The organism is Rhodanobacter thiooxydans, from assembly GCF_021545845.1.
In the GTDB taxonomy this organism is placed as follows: Bacteria; Pseudomonadota; Gammaproteobacteria; order Xanthomonadales; family Rhodanobacteraceae; genus Rhodanobacter.
Genome location: NZ_CP088923.1, coordinates 295,870 through 315,296 on the forward strand (window position 1 = coordinate 295,870; position 19,427 = coordinate 315,296).

A 19,427-nucleotide genomic window follows, 5' to 3' on the forward strand; every position below is an offset into this window, starting at 1 on the left:
GCGTGCTGGGATGGATGTCCGTCTGGCATTCCGGAGTCCCCATGGCCCGCAACCACTATTACCTCTCGATCGCCGACCTGGCGCATGCGCGCGGTGACGATCCGCGCTTCGCCTACGACGGCGCTGGCCCGAGCGACTTCGCTGCGGCGCTGCAGCAGGCCTTGCGCGACGACGGCCTGTTCCAGCGCTGGCGTGCGGCGCAGCCCGACCCGGATGCGGTCGACGCCAGCCTTGGCGCGACCGACCCGGCGGCGCAGGTGCGGGCGAAGGTCGCCGACCTGCGCACCGACGTGGACCTCCTCACCGATCTGCCGATGAGCGTGGTGCGTCACCGGTTGTACCTGCTGATCGGCGCGGCGTGGCAGCTGCGCGACCTGCGCGCGGCCTGAGGTGGCGCGCAGGCGCTGACGCGGGATCCCGCGGTTTGGAAACTCGCCGCGCTGTCGCTACAGTCGACGGTCACGACTTGCCCTGCCCGCCGACGGGCACATCTCAACCTGGGAGACCGCATGCTTCGCCTGCGCATGATCATGATCGCCACCACCATGGCCCTCGCCGCCTGCTCGCAGCCGCCGCGCGGGGCCGCCAATCCACCCGCGCAGGCCGCTTCCGTCGCCGCCGCCAGCAGCACCACCGCCATGACCAGCAACCCGTTCTACAGCGCCAGTACGCTGCCGTTCCAGGCACCGCCGTTCGACCAGATCCATGACGCCGACTACCAGCCGGCGATCGAGGAAGGCATGCGCCAGCAGCTGGCCGAGATCGAGAAGATCGCCAACGACCCGGCCGCACCCACGTTCGAGAACACCTACGTGGCGATGGAGAAATCCGGCGCGATGCTGCACCGGGTGATGGCGACGTTCAGCGCGGTCACCGGCGCCAACACCAACGACACGCTGCAGAAGGTGCAGGAAGAGGAAGCGCCCAAGCTGGCCGCGCACGAGGACGCGATCCACCTCAACGGCAAGCTGTTCCAGCGCGTGCAGGCGGTCTACGACCAGCGCGACACGCTCAAGCTCGACCCGGAATCCGCCCGCCTGGTCGAGGTGGTCTACAGGAACTTCGTGCACGCCGGCGCGAAGCTCTCCGACGCCGACAAGGTGAAGCTGAAGGAGCTCAACAAGGAAGCGTCCACGCTGAGCACCGCGTTCACCAACAAGCTGCTGGCCGCCACCAGGGACGCCGCGCCAGTGATCGCCGACAAGGCGAAGCTGGCCGGCCTGTCCGACGCCGAGCTGGCTGCCGCCGGCCAGGCCGGCAAGGATCGCAAGCAGGAAGGCAAATACGTGCTGAGCCTGCAGAACACCACCCAGCAGCCCGAGCTGCGGGACCTCGCCGACCGCGCCACTCGCCAGGCGTTGTTCGAGGCCTCGTGGAACCGTGCCGAGCAGGGCGACGCCAACGACACCCGCAAGACCATCGAGCGGCTGGCGCAGATTCGCGCCGAACAGTCGAAGCTGCTCGGCTTCCCGAACTACGCGGCGTGGAAGCTGGACGACCAGATGGCGAAGACGCCGGAAACGGCGTTGAAGTTCATGCACGACCTGGTGCCCGCGGTCACCGCTCGCGCGAAGACCGAGGCGGCTGACATCCAGGCGGTGATCGACCAGCAGCACGGCAGCTTCAAGCTCGCCCCGTGGGACTGGAACTTCTACGCCGAGCAGGTGCGCAAGGCGAAGTTCGACCTCGACGAGAACCAGATCAAGCCGTACTTCGAGCTCGACGACGTGCTGCAGAACGGCGTGTTCTACGCCGCCAACCAGCTGTACGGACTGACCTTCAAGGAGCGCCACGACATTCCGGTGTACCAGCCGGACATGCGCGTGTTCGAGGTGTTCGACCAGGACGGCAAGTCGCTGGCGCTGTTCTACACCGACTACTTCAAACGCGACAACAAGAACGGCGGCGCCTGGATGGACAACCTGGTCAACCAGTCAAAGCTGCTCGGCACCAAGCCGGTAGTTTTCAACGTGTGCAACTTCAGCAAGCCGGCCGCGGGAGCGCCGGCGCTGCTGTCGTTCGACGACGTGATCACCATGTTCCATGAGTTCGGCCATGCGCTGCACGGCATCTTCGCCGACGAGCAGTACCCGACCCTGTCCGGCACCAACACGGCGCGCGACTTCGTCGAGTTCCCCTCGCAGTTCAACGAGCACTGGGCCACCGACCCGAAGGTGTTCGCCCACTACGCCAAGCACTATCAGACCGGCGCGCCGATGCCGCCGGCGCTGGTCGACAAGATGAAGAAGGCCGGCAAGTTCAACAAGGGCTACGACATGACCGAGCTGGTCGCCGCCGCCTTGCTCGACATGAACTGGCACACGCTCGGCGCCGACGCGCCGCTGCAGGACGCCGATCAGTTCGAGGCCGCCGCACTGAAGAAGGACGGCATCGACCTCAGCTACGTGCCGCCGCGTTACCGTTCCAGCTACTTCCAGCACATCTGGGGCAACGGCTACGCCGCCGGCTACTATGCCTACCTGTGGACGCAGATGCTGGCCGACGACGCCTTCATCGGCTTCAAGGAACACGGCGGCCTGAGCCGCGAAAACGGTGACCGCTTCCGCGCGATGGTGCTTTCGCGCGGCAACACCGAGGAGCTGGCGAAGATGTACAAGGACTGGCGCGGCCACGATCCCGAGATCGAGCCGATGCTGGAAAACCGCGGGCTGAAGGACGCGCCGAAGAAGTAAGTCGTAGGCTCAGGGTGTGAAAAAGGCCGGTATTGCCGGCCTTTTTCGTGGTTGGAGTCTGAAGTGGGGACTCCTCTCGATGGTTTGTGGTGATCTAACCGCCACAGACCGACATCAAGACCGACCATAGCAACGCTCGAAGACGCCATCAGTTTGCCCCGCGCAGTCTGCTTCTTGGCCGCGTGGCCATTGCTGGTGGCTAAGCGTGAGAACGGCGGCAGAATCCCGATGGTCGTTGTGTCGGTGGTCGGGATGGGGCTATCGCGAAAGGTATTGTCGATGACAGCTTGGGTTTCCCCGGGCTTGAGCGCTTCCTTCGTAAGGAGTTGTACGACCCCTTAACCGCTCAAAGAACGAAAGTCCGTTTGGACGGAAACTTCTAGCAACACAGCATCCCCAGGCAATTGCCTGGGGATGCAATCTAGTGCGCGTCGTGCGGGGACTTACCCTTCGAAGTCACCGACGCCGCAGGCGTCAGTACACAGTCGTTGCAGCGTTGGCAAAAGTCGTGATCGCGGCGACGTCTGTGATCGGCACGGCTTGGACGGCCGCGGTGCCGCGAAGATCATTAAGGATCTCCTCGACGGCAGCATGGACGCGCTCGTGTTTCGCATCAGGCATGCTGACTGCGAAAAGCAGACTTTCCGGCAGCAATTGATGCCGTTGCAACAAGCGCATCTGGCCTACCCAGCGAGCGCCAATGCCGTATACCAAATTCGGTTCGTCCTTGGCCAAATCGAGCGGTTTGATGGCGAGCTGTGGCCGGCCTTCCCTCTGATGAAGGAACGGAACGTGGATGTGCAGATCCTGATTGCCGATGTCGCCCGGCTGGAAGTAGTCGCGCAACTTAGCCTTGCGCAAGGTCTCCCTCACGCCACGCTCCAACCATTGGTCGTGGTAGGCCTTGTCCGCAAAGTCGCGTTCGACCATCGTGGCGAACAGCTTGTGCAAGGTGTCCGCCGGCTGCTCGGCTAGAATTACGCGAGTCTCGCTGAATCGCAACAAGGCCTCGCGCGGGCGAACCAACCCGGCAAAGGCCTGCTGTGCGAACGTCGGGTTGCCATGGCCGCGATCGGCCACCAGCTTGCCGACCCGCGTCAGCTCTTCCTTCAGGTAGTCCATGGCCTCGCGATAGATGCGTCGGTCCAACTTCTCGAAGAAGCCGGTGATGCGAGCCGTCCTGCGGGGCAGCATCAGACGCGCTTCCAGGTAGCCCGTAGCCGGGCACGCCAACACGACGCCCACGTTGGCGAACTCGCCCGTCTCCGCGTAGGGCAGGAAACGGATGATGGCGTATTGGCAGGCGTACCTGTTCATGGCGCGAGCCTCCAGAAATCCTCGTGCGTGCAGCGGTTCAGCAGCGCCAGTGCGGCGTCGGGGTCGAAGCTTGCAGGAACCGTGCGTTCCTCGTCTGCGAACCACCATTCGTCGGGCACATTCTGGCAGGCCGTCGGCCACGCCGCCAGCGCCGAACGGAGTCGCTGGGTATAGCTCAGCCGCTCCACAAGGTCATGAAACGTATCGTAATCACACCAGCGAACACATGCGTCTCGCTGAACGCGCGGGCATCGAACGCCGTATCGAAAGCCACGTTGTGGTCGATCACCACCAGTTGGCCGTTGTCGGTGTCCCACAGCAGGTTCGGGTTGCCGCTTTGCGTGGTCAGGGTGCGATCCGGGTTGTGTATCCACTAGTCGAATACCAGTACGTCCCGTTGCAAGGGCATGGGCACGTCATGCAGGTGGGAAACAGTCAGCTCCTGCGTATGCGCAACCACTCGGGAGCCGAAGGCTGGCCGAGCGCCAAGGTCGCTTCCTTCCGGATGCAGCTCGACCAGTTCCCGCGGCGCCTGCACGATGGCGAATGGCGGCAGCGGCAGACCCAATGCTTGCGCGAGATGGCCGGCGAACCACTCGCATAACAGACTTCGCCGGCCGGCACCCTGACCCTTCACGTAGTAGAGCTGGTCGTCGTTGCATCGACAGAGAAACGGGCGAGTCACACCCTGCTCGCTGCGCTCCAGTATCTCGACAATCTGCAACGGCTGGATCGGCATGGTCTGACCTCAACGCTCCGTCCAGTGGCCGTTTTCGTCGTAATTGAAGGATCGTTCGTAGCCAAAGGCATTCCAAACCATATCGAACAGGGGCCGCATGGCTTCGGCGGATTCGATCGACCAGTCTTCGACCAGAAGCTCCGGCAGAATCAGTGCATCGCGGTCGGCGTAGTAGGCCCTGCGTGTGAATCGGTTGTCTCCGGCCAAGACACACCCTGTCACACCAAGCAACGAGAAGAAGATGTATGCCGGCGCTGCCAACCCAAGGTCCGGCAACGCCTGCTGATAGGAACGCAAGGCGTTGATGATGTCGCGCTCATAGAGTTGGCTTGGCAGGACTTTCTCACCCTGCTATTCAGGCCAAACTTGTACAGCCTCAATCATGCCGCTGCGATATAGCTGAGCATAGGCTCTGGCCATTCCATCGCACTCATTGTCGTACTTGACGCGGCCGTCCAGATTGACTCGTTGACTCCACCCACCCGCCCCAGGCGGCTCGACTCGATTTAACGCCTGCATCTGTTGCTGAGTACGTGGACTGATATCCACGAGAAACTCACTGGTCAGGCTCTGCAGTGGAACAATGTGCAGGACAACCCGCACACCGGGTACGAGCGGAATCGGTACTTCGCCATTGCCTAGTGCCAGCAATCGTTTGGCACGGAAGGCGCGAATGCGCTCAGCCACCGACTCTGAGAGCGTGAATGCCTGGCGCAGTTCGCCAACGTCCAACGGGTAGCTGCCTGCTGCATTGCGTCCATAGAAGTGCGCATGCCCTCCCGCAGTGACCCGATGAGGCGCGTTCCAGCTCTTTTGGATCCGGATTACTAGCACCTCGCCACCACCGGAGAGCGGCACGAAGCGGTACTGGACGCCAGCCAATCTCGGTGAAACGCCGTCGGCGCAAAGGCTTTCCAGCCGCTGCAGGACTTGATCGGCAGATGGCATTGTCAGGGCGCATAGCTGTTGAGGAATGCCGTCCGACGCCTCCATGCCGTAGATCAAGTCGCCGCCTTGTGTGTTGGCCAATGCGGTCACCGACCTGAGGAACTTCACTTTGCCCGAGTCGCCGCCGTCAGGCAGTGTGCGTTTGTACTTGATGTGCTTGCTCTCCGGCGTACCCGCCTGGATCAATTGCAATAGATCGGCTTCCGTGATGGATCCGATGGGCTTGGCAATCACCGTAGCGGCATCCTTCCAGCTCAGGCGAACAGGCGTTCGAGGGTGGCGGGTAGAACGGTGGCGTTGGCTTCGTGCAAGATTCTGTGATGAGCCTTGAGGGCCTTGACGCGCTTGCTCAACTCGCGGGTCTTGAGTTGAGCTTCCATCGGTGACGTGGGCATCCTGTACGCCAGAAATGCCGATGGTTGCAGGCGTCGGCGGCGCAGGTTGGTGCCGCCACTCAACGCCGACAATTCGGGCCACACCGATGGCGTGCGGAAGCAGGCATCCAACGCTTCCGGTAAAACCAGTTCTTCACCTTCGGTCAGGATCAGGCGTTCGTCCATGCGCATCGCTCGTCGGGCGGCGACAGCCTGAACAATCCCGATATACGGATGCTCACTGTCCCCTGTAGCTCTGAACTGTGTCACGGCCAGCCAGGCAGGGCAATTCCGCGAGTCTAGCCATTGGCGGCGATGGTGTCGTTGGGCACCAGCCGGGCGTAGTGCTCCGCATCGCTCACCTTGGCGTACGAGACGAGCTCCCGGTCCGATCGCCCGCCGAGTGACGGCGGTGGCGCGCACGGCTTCGACCGCGTGGAATAATCGAAGCTCCCCGACCGGAGCCGCCAGCGCTTGGACAGCCATCATTTCCTGCAGACTGCGGTGGTGTTTCTGCTCGCCACCGTGATCGTGGTGCCGCTGACCAAGCGCTTCCGGCTGGGTGCGGTGCTCGGCTACCTGATCGCCGGCGTGGTGATCGGGCCGCAGCTGCTGGGCCTGGTCAGCGACACCGAGGGGGTGGCGACGATCTCCGAGGTCGGCGTCGAGCTGATGCTGTTCGTGATCGGCCTGGAGCTGTCGCCGCAACGCCTGTGGGTGATGCGCCGCTCGGTGTTCGGCACCGGCCTGCTGCAGGTGCTCTCGACCAGCGTGGCGATCGCGGCGGCGGGCTATTTCCTGTTCGGCCTCAGCGGCAAGGGCGCGGCGATCGTGGGGGGCAGCCTGGCGCTGTCGTCCACCGCGTTCGGCCTGCAGATCCTGGTCGAGCGCAAGGAGGCCGGTTCGGCCTACGGCCGCCAGGTGTTTTCGATCCTGCTGTTCCAGGATCTGGCGGCGATCCCGCTGATCGCCGCGGTGCCGCTGCTGGCTTCTTCCACCGCGCAGGATTTCAACCTGCTCGCGGTGCTGCGTACGGTCGGCGTGATCGTGGTGGTAATCGTCGGCGGCCGCTATCTGTTGCGCCCGGTGTTCCGTTTCGTGGCGAAGGCCGATTCGGCGGAGGTGTTCACCGCCACCGCGCTGCTGGTGGTGTTGGGCGTGGCGCTGCTGATGGAGATGGCCGGCGTCTCGGCCACCCTGGGCGCGTTCCTGGCCGGCATGCTGCTGGCCGACTCGGAGTACCGGCACGAGCTGGAATCGAACATCGAGCCGTTCAAGGGTCTGCTGCTGGGGCTGTTCTTCATCAGCGTCGGCATGTCGATGGACCTGTCGCTGCTGCTGCACCGGCCCGGGCTGATGTTCGGCCTGGTCGGCGCGCTGCTGTTGTTGAAGAGCGTGCTGCTGTGGCCGCTGGGGCGGCTGCTGGGCGGGCTCAACCGTTCCGACACGCTGCGCCTGGTGGTGCTGCTGGCCTGCGGCGGCGAGTTCGCCTTCGTGGTGTTGCGCCAGGCGGCCGAACAGCGATTGATCGACGCGGTCCAGCGCGACGCGCTGGTGCTGGCGATCACCTTGTCGATGGCGCTGACCCCGTTGCTGGTGGTGCTGGCGGCGAAGGTGCTGGAAGTGCGGCCGAACAAGCCGTCGCGCGAGTTCGACGCGATCGACGCCGGCACGCCGCGGGTGATCATCGCCGGCTTCGGTCGAGTGGGCCAGATCATCGCCCGCGTGCTGCGCGCGCAGAACATCCCGTTTGTGGCGCTGGAGCATTCGGCCGACCAGGTGGACCAGTCGCGCCGCTTCGGCAGCGTCAACCTGTTCTTCGGCGACCCGGCGCGGCCGGAACTGCTGCGCGCGGCGCGGGCCGACAAGGCCGAGGTGTTCGTGCTGGCCACCGACGACCCGGAGGCGAACCTGCGCACCGCGCGGCTGGTGCGGCGGCAGTACCCGCATCTGAAGATCATCGCCCGCGCACGCAACCGCCAGCACGTGTTCCGGCTGATGGACATGGGCGTGGAGGAGCCGGTGCGCGAGACCTTCCACTCCAGCCTCAAGATGACCCGCAAGACGCTGGAGGCGCTGGGCCTGCCGCACGAGCTGGCGGTCGACCGGGTCGAGCGCTTCCGCCGCTACGACGAGGAGTTGCTGAAGAAGCAGGCGCTGGTCTACGACGACGAGGCCAAGCTGATCCAGAGCACGCGCGAGGCGATGGTCGACCTGCAGCAGCTGTTCGAGGCCGATGCCGAGCGCAGCGCGGAACGCGAGCGCCAGCGCGACGCGGATACGCCGCTGGCCGGCGAGGAAGGGGAGTAGCGGCGGCTCAGAGCTTGTGAAGAAAACCACTTCCTGTGGCTTTCTTCGATCGCGAGTCCGGTACACGCCCGGACTCGCTCACATGAAACACCCACTTGAGTGACTGTTTCATGTCTGGCCATCGGGCAACTGCTCCTGCGTTGCCTCAACTCGGGCATCCATGCCCTCGCCATGCCCCTCGCCGTGGCCGGCCTGAGAGGTTGAAAAAATCACAACCTCTCAGTCCGACGGCTGCGCCGGCTGGCGCAGGGTCTGCCGCACGCTGGGGATCGCGCTGCTGCGCGCGGCCAGCTCGTGGGCGATGTCGACATAGCCCAGCTGCCGCGCCACGTCGGCCGCGGTGCGCCCAAACGCATCGGCCGCGTTGCGGTCGGCGCCGCGCGACAGCAGCACGCGCGCCGGCGGCAGCAGCGCATGCATGGCGCAGGCGTGCAGCGCGGTGACTCCGCGCTGGTCGGCGGGTTCGACCTTGGCGCCGGCCTCCAGTAGCAGCGGCACCAGCGCGCCCAGATGGGTGGCGTCGCAGGCGCTGCCCGGGCGCAGTTGCGCGCCGAGCAGCAACAGCAGCGGCGTCTTGCCCTCGTGGTCGGCGTGGTTGATGTCGGCGCCGTGCTTGAGCAGGCGGTCGAACAGGCGCCGTGCGCGCAGGCTGTCGTTGTGCTCGAAACCGAACTGCGCCGCCGCATGCAGCGCGCTGCGGCCGGCGTCGTCGACCGCGTTGACCGCCGCGCCGGCGTCCAGCAGTTGCTCGACGATCTCCGGGTAGCCCATCGCGGCCGCCACCATCAGCGCGGTGGCCTGGTTCGGCAGGCGCTGGTCGACGGCAACCTGGTGCTGCAGCAGCAGGGCGACCAGCGCCTCGCGGCGCGCGGCCACCGCGGCGGCCAGCGGGGTGACGCCGCTGCGCGCGGGCAGTGTGGCGTCCGCGCCGGCGCCGAGCAGGCAGGCGGCGATGTCGCGGTGGCCGGCGCCGCAGGCGTGCAGCAGCGCGGTGGCGCCCTGATCGTCGCGGGTGTCCACGGCGAAGCCCAGTTCCAGCAGACGCTGCACGCTGGCCAGCGCGCCGGCCTTGGCGGCGGCGGGCAGGTCGTCGGCGCGCAGCGCGCGGTTCGGCCGCGGCCAGTCGCGCCAGTCCAGCCAGCGCTCCACCGCCGGGTGCTCCAGCGCCAGGCCCAGCGGGGTCTCGCCGTTCGCGTCGGTGGCCTCGGGGTTGGCGCCGTGGGCGATCAGCGCGCGCACCAGCGGCAACGCTTGCGCACCGTGCTCCAGGGCGGCGAACAGCGGCGTGCGGCCGTCGCGGTCGCGGGTGTTCGGGTCGCCACCGCGCGCCAGCAGGGCCTGCAGCAGCGGCAACTGCGCGTTGGCCGCGGCCAGCTGCAGCGGCGTGCGCTCGCGGGCGTCGGCGCCGAACGGGTCGGCGCCGCGTTCGAGCAGGTTCAGCGGCAGCGCGGCGCCCTCGGCGGCCCCGTTCAAATGCGCCAGCGCCTGCGCCAGCAGGCCGGCGCCGGCCGCGCTGGCGCCGGCCTGCAGCAAATCATCCAGCGCCTCGGTGGCGTCCGGCAGCTGCGGCAGCAAGGCGTCGAACAGGCGCTGGCCCAGCGGCGGCAGATGCGGTGCGTCGGCGGTTTCGGCGTCGTCGATGCGCGGCGCTTCCAGCCGGGCCTCGGCATCGAGGCCGTGGTCGAGCAGCCAGCGGCGCGCCGCGCCGTGGCCCGCCCCGGCCAGTTCCAGGTACAACCGGGCCAGCTCCGCCTGCGGCCAGTCGCGCACCCGCTCGGCGAAGCCGGAGGCGATCGCCCAGTGGCCGAAGCGCAGCGCGTCCAGCAGATGGGCGGGGGTGTCGTTGCCTTCGGCCAGCACGTCATGGCTGAGGCTGGCCGGCAGCGGCGTGTCGGGGTCGAGCAGGGCGACCAGATCCCAGCGCCCGGCCCCGGCGGCATGATCGAGCGCGCTGCGGCCGTCGCCGCCGGCGGCCTTCGCATCGGCGCCCAGTGCCAGCAAGGCGCGCACCGTGTCGGCGTGCGCGCGCGGCGACTGGCAGGCCAGGGTCAGCGCGTCGCGGCCGTGGCTGTCGCGCAGGCCGGCGTCCGCTTGCGCCTCGGCCAGCAGCTGCACGATGCCGCCGGCGCCGGCACGCGCCGCTTCCATCAGCGCGCTGCTGCCGTGGCGATCGACCAGGTTGACGTCGGCGCTGGCGGCGCACAGCGCGCGGGCAATCTGTTCATGGCCTTCGGCGGCGGCGGCGAGCAGGGCATGCCGGTGCCGTGCGTCGACCGCGTTGACCGCGGCGCGCTGCTTGAGCAGCAGCTTCACCCCTTCGGCGTCGTCGTCGGCGATGCCGGCGGCGGCGACCAGCGCCGGTTCGCCGTCGGCCGGGGCTGGCTTGGCGCCGCGTTCCAGCAGGAATTTCACCAGTGGCCAGTTGGCGGCGCGGCAGGCGGTGGCCAGCGGGCTGACGCCGGCCTTGTTCAGGGCGTTGATCGGCGCGGCCGCGTCCAGCAGCATCGCGGCCACGCCGGCATCGCCGCTGAGCACGGCGCCGTGCAGCGGCGTGTTGCCCTCGGCGTCGGTGACCAGCGGGCTGGCGCCGTTGGCAAGCAGGGTCAGCACCGCCTCGGCGCGGCCGTGCCAACTGTCGCGGGTGGCGGCCAGCAGCGCGGTGATGCCGCCGCTGGCGCGATTGACGTCGGCGCCCTTGGCGATCAGCGCGCGCAGCAGGCGGGTGTCGGGCAGCAGGGCGGCCAGCATCAGCACCGGGCGCTGATCGCGGTCGTCGCCGGGGGGCACGGTGTCGGGGGCGGCGCCGGCATCGACCAGCGCCAGCGCGCGCTCGATGTCGCCGTCGCGGGTGGCGGCCAGCAGCGCGGCGGCCTGCTCCGGCGTGCCGGCGGTGCGTTCCTGCTCGCTCAGCACCGGGCGCGGCGCGGTGTCGACGCGCGGGTCGGGGTCGCCGCGGCGACGCGGCTGCTGGCGTTCGCACAAGAGCGCGCGCAGCGTGCGGTTGGCGATCACCAAGCAGCCCAGCGGCAGCAGCACGGCGCCGTAGATCGCCAGCGCGGCGACGCGCGGCTCCGGCGGCAGCACGCCGTACAGGCCGGTCAACGCGATCGCGCCGAAGGCCAGCACCAGCAGCGCGAACGCGGCCGGCAGGAAGTGGCTGAAGAAGCGCTCCTCGCGCGACAGGTGGCGGCTGAACGCGATGCTGCGCAAGGTGGCGGTGAAGATCCACGAGCCGTCGCGCTGGCTCGGATAGGCGTCGTCCCACACGAACACCAGGCCGAACGCCGGCCACAGCCGCCACAGCGCGACCAGCGCCAGCACCAGCGCCGCGGCCAGCACCAGCGCCGCGCCGAGGCTGGGTTCGTGGGTCAGCTGCAGCATCGGCCAGGCCACCAGCACGAACACCAGCACGGTGTAGCCGGTGAACATCACCAGGTGCGCAGCGCCACGGCGCAGCACGGTGCGGCCGAAGCGCGGCTCGGGGTCGAAGCCGATCGCGTGGCAGGTCGCCGCCATGGTCAGCGCATTGGCCAGCAGCAGCGGAACCAGGGTCAGCGGGTGCGTGACCAAGCCGGCAACGGCGACCGCGAACCATCCGGGAATGAACCAGGCCAGGGCGTGCAGGAGGGGCGGGCGGCGGCGCGATTTGGGCTGGGTCATGGGAGGCAGTATAGAAATCGTTGGCGGCGCAGGCGGTAACCAGGCGTTAACGCAAGCCGATGATGCGCGATTCATTCGTCCCGATCATCCCGCGGCGCGTGGGTATAGGCGGGGTGGTTGGCGGCGGCCAGGGTTTCCTGGGGCGGCAGCTGCAGGTGCCAGCCTTGCGTGCGCAGGTGCTCGAGCACCTGCGCGGTATCCTCGACCGGCAGCTTGCGGGCCTCCTCCAACTGCACCTCCATCACGAAACGCAGCTCGCCCAGCAGCAGCGCCAGCGGCTCGGGCAGCGTGTCGAACGCGTCGCGCTGCGCCAGCCATAGATAGCTGTCGGCTTTGCGCAGGCTGGCGTAGACGAAACATTGCATGGCGGCACCGTGTGGATGGGTGGGCGGACGCGGGGTGGCGAGAGTAGCAGCGCGGGGTACGGGACCCTCCGCCCTCCAGTTTGCCTGTCCGATTGAAATGCGCTCGTTAGTTATTTGTTGCGACCGCACTTGCAACGCCTTGTCCAACAGGGCAAAGTCCTGCAAAGGAAGTTCAAACGCACGTATGAAATTGTTCTTCCGGCCGATCCATCGTCACTACCCGAGCTGTTCCAACACCATGCAGGAGCTAGCGATGCATACGTCTTTCCGTTCCCTCACGGGCGCCGCCCGTCCACTGGCGCTTGCCGCGCTGAGCATCGCGTTTGTGGGCGCCCTGGTCGCACCCGCGAGCGCGGATGCCAGTGCGTTCCAGCTCAAGGAAAACAGCGCCAAGGGCCTGGGCCGCGCCTACGCGGGTTCCGCTACTGCCGGCGGCGACGCCTCGGTGGTGGTCAACAACCCGGCCGCGATGTCCGAGCTGAAGGGTACCTACCTGCAGGCCGACGTCACCGCCATCAATTTCAGCGCCAAGTTCGACGGCAGCGCGCATGACGTACTGGGTCGCCCGATCAGCGGTGGCAACGGCGGCGACGCGGGCACCACCCTGCCGGTGCCGGCGCTGTTCTTCGCCACCCAGGTCAGCGACCGCATGCACGTGGGCGCCGGCTTCTCGGTGCCGTTCGGCTTCCAGACCGAATACGACAAGAATTGGGTCGGCCGCTATAACGGCATCAAGTCCAAGTTCCAGTCGCTGGACGCCACGCTGTCGGCGTCGTTCGACGTCACCGACAACTTCAGCCTGGGCGCCAGCTTCATCGCCCAGAAGACCAGTGCCGAGCTGACCAGCGCGGTCAACTACAACGCCGTGGGCCTGGGCATCCAGCAGGGCATCGGGGCCAAGACCGCCGCCGGCGTCGCACAGATCCAGGCCGCGGCCGCCGCCGGGCAGCTCTCGTCGGCCCAGGCTGCCGCCATGATCCAGGCAGCCGTGCAGCAGGGTCAGGCTGCCGCGGCCGGCGTGGCGGCGGTGACGCCTCCGGGTTCGGATGGCTATGCCCGCATCAAGGGCGACGACTGGGCCTACGGCTGGCAGCTGGGCGGCTACTGGAAGCTGACCCCGAACGACAAGCTGGCGCTGAACTACCGTTCCAAGATCAGCCACACCCTGGAAGGCACCGGCAACTTCACGACCACGCCGGGCTACGATCTGCTGCTCGCCAATCCGTCGCTGGCCAGTTCGATCCCGCCGTTCTCCCACACCACTGGCAGCGCCGACTTCACCACCCCGGCAGTGGCCAGCGCAAGCTACTGGCATCAGGCCGAAAAGTTCGGCTTCGGCGTCGACGTGGCCTGGACCAAGTGGGACGTGTTCAAGAACCTGACGGTGAACTACGGCAACTCACAGCCGCGGACATCCGAAGCGTACAACTGGCGCAACACCATCTACGCCTCGATCGGCGGCGACTACTACCTCAACGACAGGCTGACCCTGCGCGGCGGCATCGCGGTCGACAGCAGCCCGACCCACCTGAGCACCCGCAGCCCGCGCGTGCCCGATTCGACCCGCAAGATGGTCACTGTCGGCATCGGCTACAAGGCCAGCGAGCACCTCGAGATCAATGCCTCGTATGCGCACATCTTTGTCAACAACGCGCACGTCAATGTCACCGACAGCACCCGCGACACGCTGACCGGCAACTTCGACGACTACGGCAATCTGCTGAGCGTGTCGGCGATGTACAAGTTCTGACGCCTGGCATGCGGTAACCGTACGAGTGAAACCTCCCCGCCCCGGCGGGGAGGTTTTTTTATGCTCGGGGGGGAATGTCAGCCGCGGCGCAGCAACAGAATGAGCATGCGCCGGAAGCGTTCGCCGTAGGGCGGATTGAGCAGGCCGGCGCCGTTCCAACGGGCCTGGCGGAACACCGGCTTCAGGTGCGAGAACGTGCGGAAGCCGGCCTCGCCGTGATAGCCGCCCATGCCGGAAGCGCCGACACCGCCGAACGGAAGGTCGTGCTGAGCGATGTGGTACAGGGTGTCGTTGATGCTGACGCCGCCGGCGCGGGTGCGCGCCAAAACGCGGTCGATGCTCGCCTGGTCCTGTTCGAACAGGTACAGCGCCAGTGGGTGCGGGCGGGCGGCGACCTGGGCGATCGCGTCGTCCAGTGCGTCATAGGGCAGCAGCGGCAGCAGCGGGCCAAAGATCTCCTCGCGCATCACCGCCATGCCGTCGTCGACGTCGGTCATCAGCTGCGGCGGCAGCAGCCGGCGCGCCGAGTCCGCCGTTGCTTCGCCGAGCGGATGCGCGTGTGCACCGGCCGCCAGCGCATCGTCGCGCAGCGCCACGAGGCGCCGGTACTGGCGGTCGGAGACGATGCTGGCGTACTGCGTGCTCCGCTCCAGTTGCGGGTACATCCGCGCCACCGCCTTGCCGGCCAGCTCGATGAACTCCGCCACACGTGCGCGCGGCAGCAGCACGTAATCCGGCGCGATGCAGGTCTGCCCGGCGTTGACCAGCTTGCCGAACACGATGCGCTCCACCGCGTGCTCGAAACGCGCACCCGGGCCGATGATCGCCGGCGACTTGCCGCCCAGCTCCAGCGTCACCGGGGTGAGGTTGGCGGCGGCCGCGCGCATCACATGGTGGCCGACCGCGGTGGAGCCGGTGAACAGCAGGTGATCGAACGGCAGCGCAGAGAATGCCTGCGCCACGTCCGCGTCGCCGTTCACCACGACCACCTCGTCGGGCGGGAAGTATTTCGCCACCTGTTCGGCGAACAGCGCCGAGAAGCGCGGAGTGAACTCGCTCATCTTCAGCATCGCGCGGTTGCCGGCGGCCAGCGCGTCGACCAGCGGGCCGACAGCCAGGTACAGCGGGTAGTTCCATGGCACGATGATGCCGATGACGCCTAGCGGCTGGGGGATCAGCACGTTGTGGGCGGGCAGGAAGGCGAGTCCCGCCAGCGAGCGCCGCGGACGCATCCAGCGGCGACCATGGCGCAGCGCATGGCGCATCGCCGACAGGCTGGGGAAGATCTCCAGCATGTCGGTTTCCTCTTGCGGCCGACAGCCGAAGTCGGCGCTGATGGCTGCCGCGAACGCCGCGCGCTGTTCGCGCAGCATCTGCTCCAGTTTGCGCAGGCGTTGCGCACGGATGGGCCAGTCGGGCATCGGCTCGCGCGCCTGCGCCTCGTGCAGGCGCTGCAGCATGCTGGCGAGATCGGCGTCCGTCGCATCGCGCGCGGCGCTTCGCTCAGGATTCACGGCGGAATTCGTCAAAGAAGGCATGGTCGACCTCATACACCATTTTGGGCCTGATGCCGATGAGTTTGTCCTGGAACGGTTCGACCAATTGCCCGTCGTCGATCAGCTCGATCGGCACCACGCCATCGCGCGTGGCTTCGGCCTCGCCATCCGGAGTGAAGCGGCCGGTGGTGATGAACACGCCCTTCTCGGCGCGGCCAAGCAGGGCATTGTGGAACTCGCCCACCGCGCTGCGGGTGACGGTGTCCTTGTAGCGCTTGGCCTGGAAGGCCACGCGCAGGCTTACGAAGGCTGCGGTATGGCAACGCCGGAATGTTTCCCTTTTCCCTCGCCCCTCTTCCCGAGCGCCGTTTGGGAGGAGGGGCAAAGCCTGGCTCTGCTATTCCCGATTCTCTATTCCCTACTCCCCGATAGTCAGCAACGACGCGTTGCCGCCGGCGGCGGTGGTGTTGATGGTGAGCGTGCGCTCGCCGGCGAAGCGCAGCAGGTAGTGCGGACCGCCGGCCTTGGGGCCGGTGCCGGAGAGGCTTTCGCCGCCGAACGGCTGCACGCCGACCACCGCGCCGATCTGGTTGCGGTTGACGTAGCAGTTGCCGACGCGGGCGTGGCTGCGGATGTATTCCACGGTGTCGTCGATGCGGCTGTGCACGCCCAGGGTGAGGCCGTAGCCGGTGGCGTTGATCTGCTCGACCACCTGCTTCAGCTCGCTGCCCTTCCAGCGCAGCACGTGCAGCACCGGGCCGAACACCTCGCGGGTGAGCGTGGACAGCACGGGGATCTCGTAGGCGCGCGGCGCGAAGAAGGTGCCGTGGGCGGCGACCTCGGCGTCGAGCGTCGCCTCGGCGATCAGCTTGGCTTCCTTGTCCATGCGTGCGGCGTGGTCGACCAGGATCTGCTTCGCATCCTCGTCGATCACCGGACCGACGTCGGTGGACAGCTGGCCGGGGTCGCCCACCTTCAGCTCGGCCATCGCGCCGGCGAGCATGCTGGTCACCTTGTCGGCGATGTCCTCCTGCACGAACAGCACGCGCGCAGCCGAGCAGCGCTGGCCGGCGGACTGGAACGCGGAGGCGATCACGTCCTTGACGATCTGCTCGGGCAGCGCGGAGGAGTCGGCGATCATCGCGTTCTGGCCGCCAGTCTCGGCGATCAGCGCGGCGATCGGTGCATTGCGCGCGGCCAGTGCGCGGTTGATCGCCCAGGCGGTTTCGGTGGAGCCGGTGAAGGCCACGCCGGCCACGCGCGGGTCTTTCGTCAGCGCGGCGCCCACGGTGGCGCCGTCGCCGGGCAGATATTGCAGTATGGCCTCGGGCACGCCGGCCTCGTGCAGCAGCTTCACTGCGGCATAGCCGATCAGGCTGGTCTGCTCGGCGGGCTTGGCGATCACGCTGTTGCCGGCGGCGAGCGCGGCGCTGATCTGGCCCAGGAAGATCGCCAGCGGGAAGTTCCACGGGCTGATGCAGACGAACACGCCGCGGCCGTTGAGGAACAATTGATTGCTCTCGCCGGTGGGGCCGGGCAACTGCTCGGGCTGGCCGAACAGGCGGCGCGACATCGTCGCGTAGTAGCGCAGGAAGTCGGCGGCCTCGCGAACTTCGGCGATCGCGTCGGGCAGGCTCTTGCCGGCTTCGCGCACGCACAGCGCGATGAACTCGGCGCGGCGCGCTTCGAGCTGTTCCGCCGCGTGTTCGAGGATCGCGGCGCGACTGGCGGCGGGCAAGCGGTCCCAGTCGGGCTGGGCGGCGACGGCGTTGGCCAGCGCCCGGTCGACCAGCGCGGCATCGGCGCTGACGTAGCTGCCCACGGTCTGGCGGCGATCGGCGGGGTTGGTCACCGTGACGGTCGGGCCGTTGCCCTTGCCGCCGGGGACCAGTGGTGCGGCGTGCCACGGGCCGCTCTTCGCGTTGACGGCCTCGGCGAGGGCCTTCAGTTCGTTGTCGTTGGAGAAGTTGATGCCCATGGAATTCTTCCGCAGTTCGCCAAAGAGGTTGACCGGCAAGGGAATGCGCGGGTGGGGAATGGACGCGAAGTGGCGCACCGTCTCGCAGGGATCGGCCACCAGCTCGCGCACCGGCAGCGTCTCGTCCACCACGCGGTTGACGAAGCTGGTGTTGGCGCCGTTCTCGAGCAGGCGGCGCACCAGGTAGGGCAGCAGGTCCTCGTGCGTGCCCACCGGCGCGTAGACGCGGCACGGCACGTTGAGCTTGTTCGCGCCGATCACCTCGGCGTAGAGGTCGGTGCCCATGCCGTGCAGGCGTTGGAACTCGAACGGTCGGCCGCGCGCAATGTGGTGCACGGCGGCGATCGAGTGCGCGTTGTGGGTGGCGAACTGCGGGTAGATCAGCTCGCTGCCGGCGTCGAACAGCTTGCGCGCGCAGGCGAGGTAGGAGACATCGGTATTCGGCTTGCGCGTGTACAGCGGATAGCCCGGGAGCCCCTGTTCCTGCGCGCGCTTGATCTCGGCGTCCCAGTAGGCGCCCTTGACCAGCCGTACGTACCAGCGGCGGCCGGTGGCACGCGCGGTTTCGACCAGCCAGTCGATCACGAACGGGGTGCGCTTGGAGTACGCCTGCACCACGATGCCGAGGCCGTTCCAGCCGGCCAGCGAGGGGTGCGCGAAGACGTCGCCGATGATGTCCAGCGAGAGTTCCAGCCGGTCGGCTTCCTCGGCATCCACCGACAGCGCGATGCCTTGTTTCATCGCCAGCTGCGACAGCTCCAGCAGTTTCGCGGTGAGCATGCGCCGTGCGTCTTCGCGCCTGGCCACCTCGTAGCGCGGGTGCAGCGCGGACAGCTTGACCGAGATCGACGGCGCGTCGGTGTGGTTGGCGAACGGGCCGCGCGCGCCGATGCGGGCGATCGCGCGGCGGTAGTCTTCCTGGTAGCGCTCGGCGGTTTCCGCAGTGAGCGCCGACTCGCCCAGCATGTCATAGGAATAGCGGTACACCGCGTATTCCTTCTTGGCGCAGCGGTCCAGCGCCTCGTCGATGCTGCGGCCCATCACGAACTGGTGGCCCATGATGCGCATCGCCTGGCGCACCGCCAGCCGGATCGCCGGCTCGCCGGCGCGACCGGCGAGGCGCTTCAGCGCGCCGGTGAAGTCGCGGCGGGTGTCCTCGGCCAGTTGCACCAGGTGGCCGGTGAGCATCAGGCCCCAGGTGGAGGCGTTGACGAACAGCGACTCGCTCTGGCCCAGGTGCTTCTTCCAGTCCGCCTCGCCGAGCTTGTCGCGGATCAGCTTGTCGGCGGTGGCCTTGTCGGGGATGCGCAGCAACGCCTCGGCCACGCACATCAGCAGCACGCCCTCCTCGGAGGACAGGTCGTACTGGCGCATGAAGGATTCCACTGCGCTCTGGTCCTTCGCGCGTGCCCGCACGCGCGTGACCAGGCCGGCGGCGACGTCGATCACCTGCTCGCGCTCGGCCGGCGGCAGGGTGGCCTGGGCGAGCAGGTCGTTGACCGCTTCGGTCTCGTCGCGCAGCCAGGCGGCGGTGATCCGCGCGCGCGCGGGCGCGCCGTCGGGGGGAAGTTCGGGGCGGAGAATGGCTTGGGTCACGGGCTTGTCGCTGGGATGTGCGGATGTGGAGGGAGCCCGGAATTGTACGCGTGCCGTGCAATCCGCGGGAGTCGGGGCGTCGCGCAGGGGGAGCTCTGTCGCGCAACATCATTCCTTGATCCAGGTCAAGCAGGTGCGACATTGTTGCCCGTTGCGTTGTCGCGGCCTATGATTCCTGTGTTCCAGGCACGCCGGGTCTCG

At 67.5% G+C, this 19,427-nt stretch carries 14 protein-coding genes and 1 pseudogene; 4 read left to right on the forward strand and 11 right to left on the reverse strand.

The window, feature by feature from the left end; genetic code table 11:
• The first annotated feature begins 41 nt into the window (after positions 1–41).
• Entirely contained in the window at positions 42–389 is a 348-nt protein-coding gene (locus LRK53_RS01200) for a hypothetical protein (protein WP_027491459.1), read from the forward strand.
• A gap of 120 nt (positions 390–509) precedes the next feature.
• Complete coding sequence (gene dcp / locus LRK53_RS01205) at positions 510–2,693, forward strand: peptidyl-dipeptidase Dcp (protein ID WP_027491458.1); 2,184 nt, start codon at positions 510–512, stop codon at positions 2,691–2,693.
• 474 nt (positions 2,694–3,167) lie between these two features.
• Here the strand turns inward: dcp and LRK53_RS01210 are convergent, their stop codons facing one another.
• The 6 genes and pseudogenes from LRK53_RS01210 to LRK53_RS01230 form a co-directional block, all read right to left on the reverse strand.
• Positions 3,168–4,010, reverse strand: a complete 843-nt coding sequence (locus LRK53_RS01210; protein WP_051257476.1) for a DUF3037 domain-containing protein — start codon at positions 4,008–4,010, stop codon at positions 3,168–3,170.
• Positions 4,007–4,198 carry a HipA family kinase gene (locus LRK53_RS19365; protein ID WP_027491457.1) on the reverse strand — a complete coding sequence of 64 codons (192 nt, stop codon included), beginning with the start codon at positions 4,196–4,198 and terminating at the stop codon, positions 4,007–4,009. The genes LRK53_RS01210 and LRK53_RS19365 overlap by 4 nt, the downstream gene beginning before the upstream one ends.
• Positions 4,186–4,749 (reverse strand): annotated as a pseudogene (locus tag LRK53_RS19310) (HipA family kinase). Before LRK53_RS19310 ends, LRK53_RS19365 begins: the two are co-directional and overlap by 13 nt.
• A 9-nt stretch (positions 4,750–4,758) precedes the next feature.
• Positions 4,759–5,046 (reverse strand): hypothetical protein, encoded by a 288-nt coding sequence (locus LRK53_RS01220; RefSeq protein ID WP_037088843.1) that lies wholly within the window; start codon positions 5,044–5,046, stop codon positions 4,759–4,761.
• Positions 5,047–5,100: 54 nt separating this feature from the next.
• Entirely contained in the window at positions 5,101–5,931 is an 831-nt protein-coding gene (locus LRK53_RS01225; RefSeq protein WP_027491455.1) for an AlbA family DNA-binding domain-containing protein, read from the reverse strand.
• A 20-nt stretch (positions 5,932–5,951) separates the two neighbouring features.
• Positions 5,952–6,257 (reverse strand): hypothetical protein, encoded by a 306-nt coding sequence (locus LRK53_RS01230; protein ID WP_185754558.1) that lies wholly within the window; start codon positions 6,255–6,257, stop codon positions 5,952–5,954.
• A gap of 288 nt (positions 6,258–6,545) precedes the next feature.
• Between LRK53_RS01230 and LRK53_RS01235 the strand changes: the two genes are divergently transcribed.
• A complete protein-coding gene (locus LRK53_RS01235) occupies positions 6,546–8,381 on the forward strand; it encodes a monovalent cation:proton antiporter-2 (CPA2) family protein (protein ID WP_027491453.1) in 1,836 nt (611 codons plus the stop codon).
• A gap of 219 nt (positions 8,382–8,600) precedes the next feature.
• Here LRK53_RS01235 and LRK53_RS01240 read toward each other — a convergent pair whose 3' ends face one another.
• Both LRK53_RS01240 and LRK53_RS01245 read right to left on the reverse strand, forming a co-directional pair.
• A complete protein-coding gene (locus LRK53_RS01240) occupies positions 8,601–12,041 on the reverse strand; it encodes an ankyrin repeat domain-containing protein (protein ID WP_027493455.1) in 3,441 nt (1,146 codons plus the stop codon).
• A gap of 71 nt (positions 12,042–12,112) precedes the next feature.
• Entirely contained in the window at positions 12,113–12,406 is a 294-nt protein-coding gene (locus LRK53_RS01245; RefSeq protein ID WP_008436685.1) for a YcgL domain-containing protein, read from the reverse strand.
• Positions 12,407–12,659: 253 nt separating this feature from the next.
• On the opposite strand from LRK53_RS01245, the gene LRK53_RS01250 reads away from it, so the two are divergent.
• On the forward strand, positions 12,660–14,156 hold the full coding sequence (locus LRK53_RS01250) for an OmpP1/FadL family transporter (protein WP_027493456.1): 1,497 nt from the start codon (positions 12,660–12,662) through the stop codon (positions 14,154–14,156).
• Positions 14,157–14,233: 77 nt separating this feature from the next.
• Here LRK53_RS01250 and LRK53_RS01255 read toward each other — a convergent pair whose 3' ends face one another.
• From LRK53_RS01255 to putA, 3 genes are all read right to left on the reverse strand, one after another.
• A complete protein-coding gene (locus LRK53_RS01255; RefSeq protein WP_235642639.1) occupies positions 14,234–15,616 on the reverse strand; it encodes a coniferyl aldehyde dehydrogenase in 1,383 nt (460 codons plus the stop codon).
• A gap of 43 nt (positions 15,617–15,659) precedes the next feature.
• Positions 15,660–15,944, reverse strand: a complete 285-nt coding sequence (locus LRK53_RS01260) for a restriction endonuclease (RefSeq protein ID WP_235642453.1) — start codon at positions 15,942–15,944, stop codon at positions 15,660–15,662.
• Positions 15,945–16,070: 126 nt separating this feature from the next.
• Entirely contained in the window at positions 16,071–19,226 is a 3,156-nt protein-coding gene (gene putA, locus LRK53_RS01265) for a bifunctional proline dehydrogenase/L-glutamate gamma-semialdehyde dehydrogenase PutA (RefSeq protein WP_027493459.1), read from the reverse strand.
• Positions 19,227–19,427 lie beyond the last annotated feature (201 nt).

Excerpts from the sequence above, each read along its gene's own strand:
- LRK53_RS01210 (WP_051257476.1), bottom strand. The coding sequence starts at position 4,010 with ATGAACAGGTACGCCTGCCAATACGCCATCATCCGTTTCCTGCCCTAC.
- LRK53_RS01255 (WP_235642639.1), bottom strand. The coding sequence starts at position 15,616 with ATGCTGCAGCGCCTGCACGAGGCGCAGGCGCGCGAGCCGATGCCCGAC.
- LRK53_RS01230 (WP_185754558.1), bottom strand. The coding sequence starts at position 6,257 with ATGGACGAACGCCTGATCCTGACCGAAGGTGAAGAACTGGTTTTACCG.
- LRK53_RS01245 (WP_008436685.1), bottom strand. The coding sequence starts at position 12,406 with ATGCAATGTTTCGTCTACGCCAGCCTGCGCAAAGCCGACAGCTATCTA.
- LRK53_RS01240 (WP_027493455.1), bottom strand. The coding sequence starts at position 12,041 with ATGACCCAGCCCAAATCGCGCCGCCGCCCGCCCCTCCTGCACGCCCTG.
- dcp (WP_027491458.1), top strand. The coding sequence starts at position 510 with ATGCTTCGCCTGCGCATGATCATGATCGCCACCACCATGGCCCTCGCC.
- LRK53_RS01250 (WP_027493456.1), top strand. The coding sequence starts at position 12,660 with ATGCATACGTCTTTCCGTTCCCTCACGGGCGCCGCCCGTCCACTGGCG.
- LRK53_RS01200 (WP_027491459.1), top strand. The coding sequence starts at position 42 with ATGGCCCGCAACCACTATTACCTCTCGATCGCCGACCTGGCGCATGCG.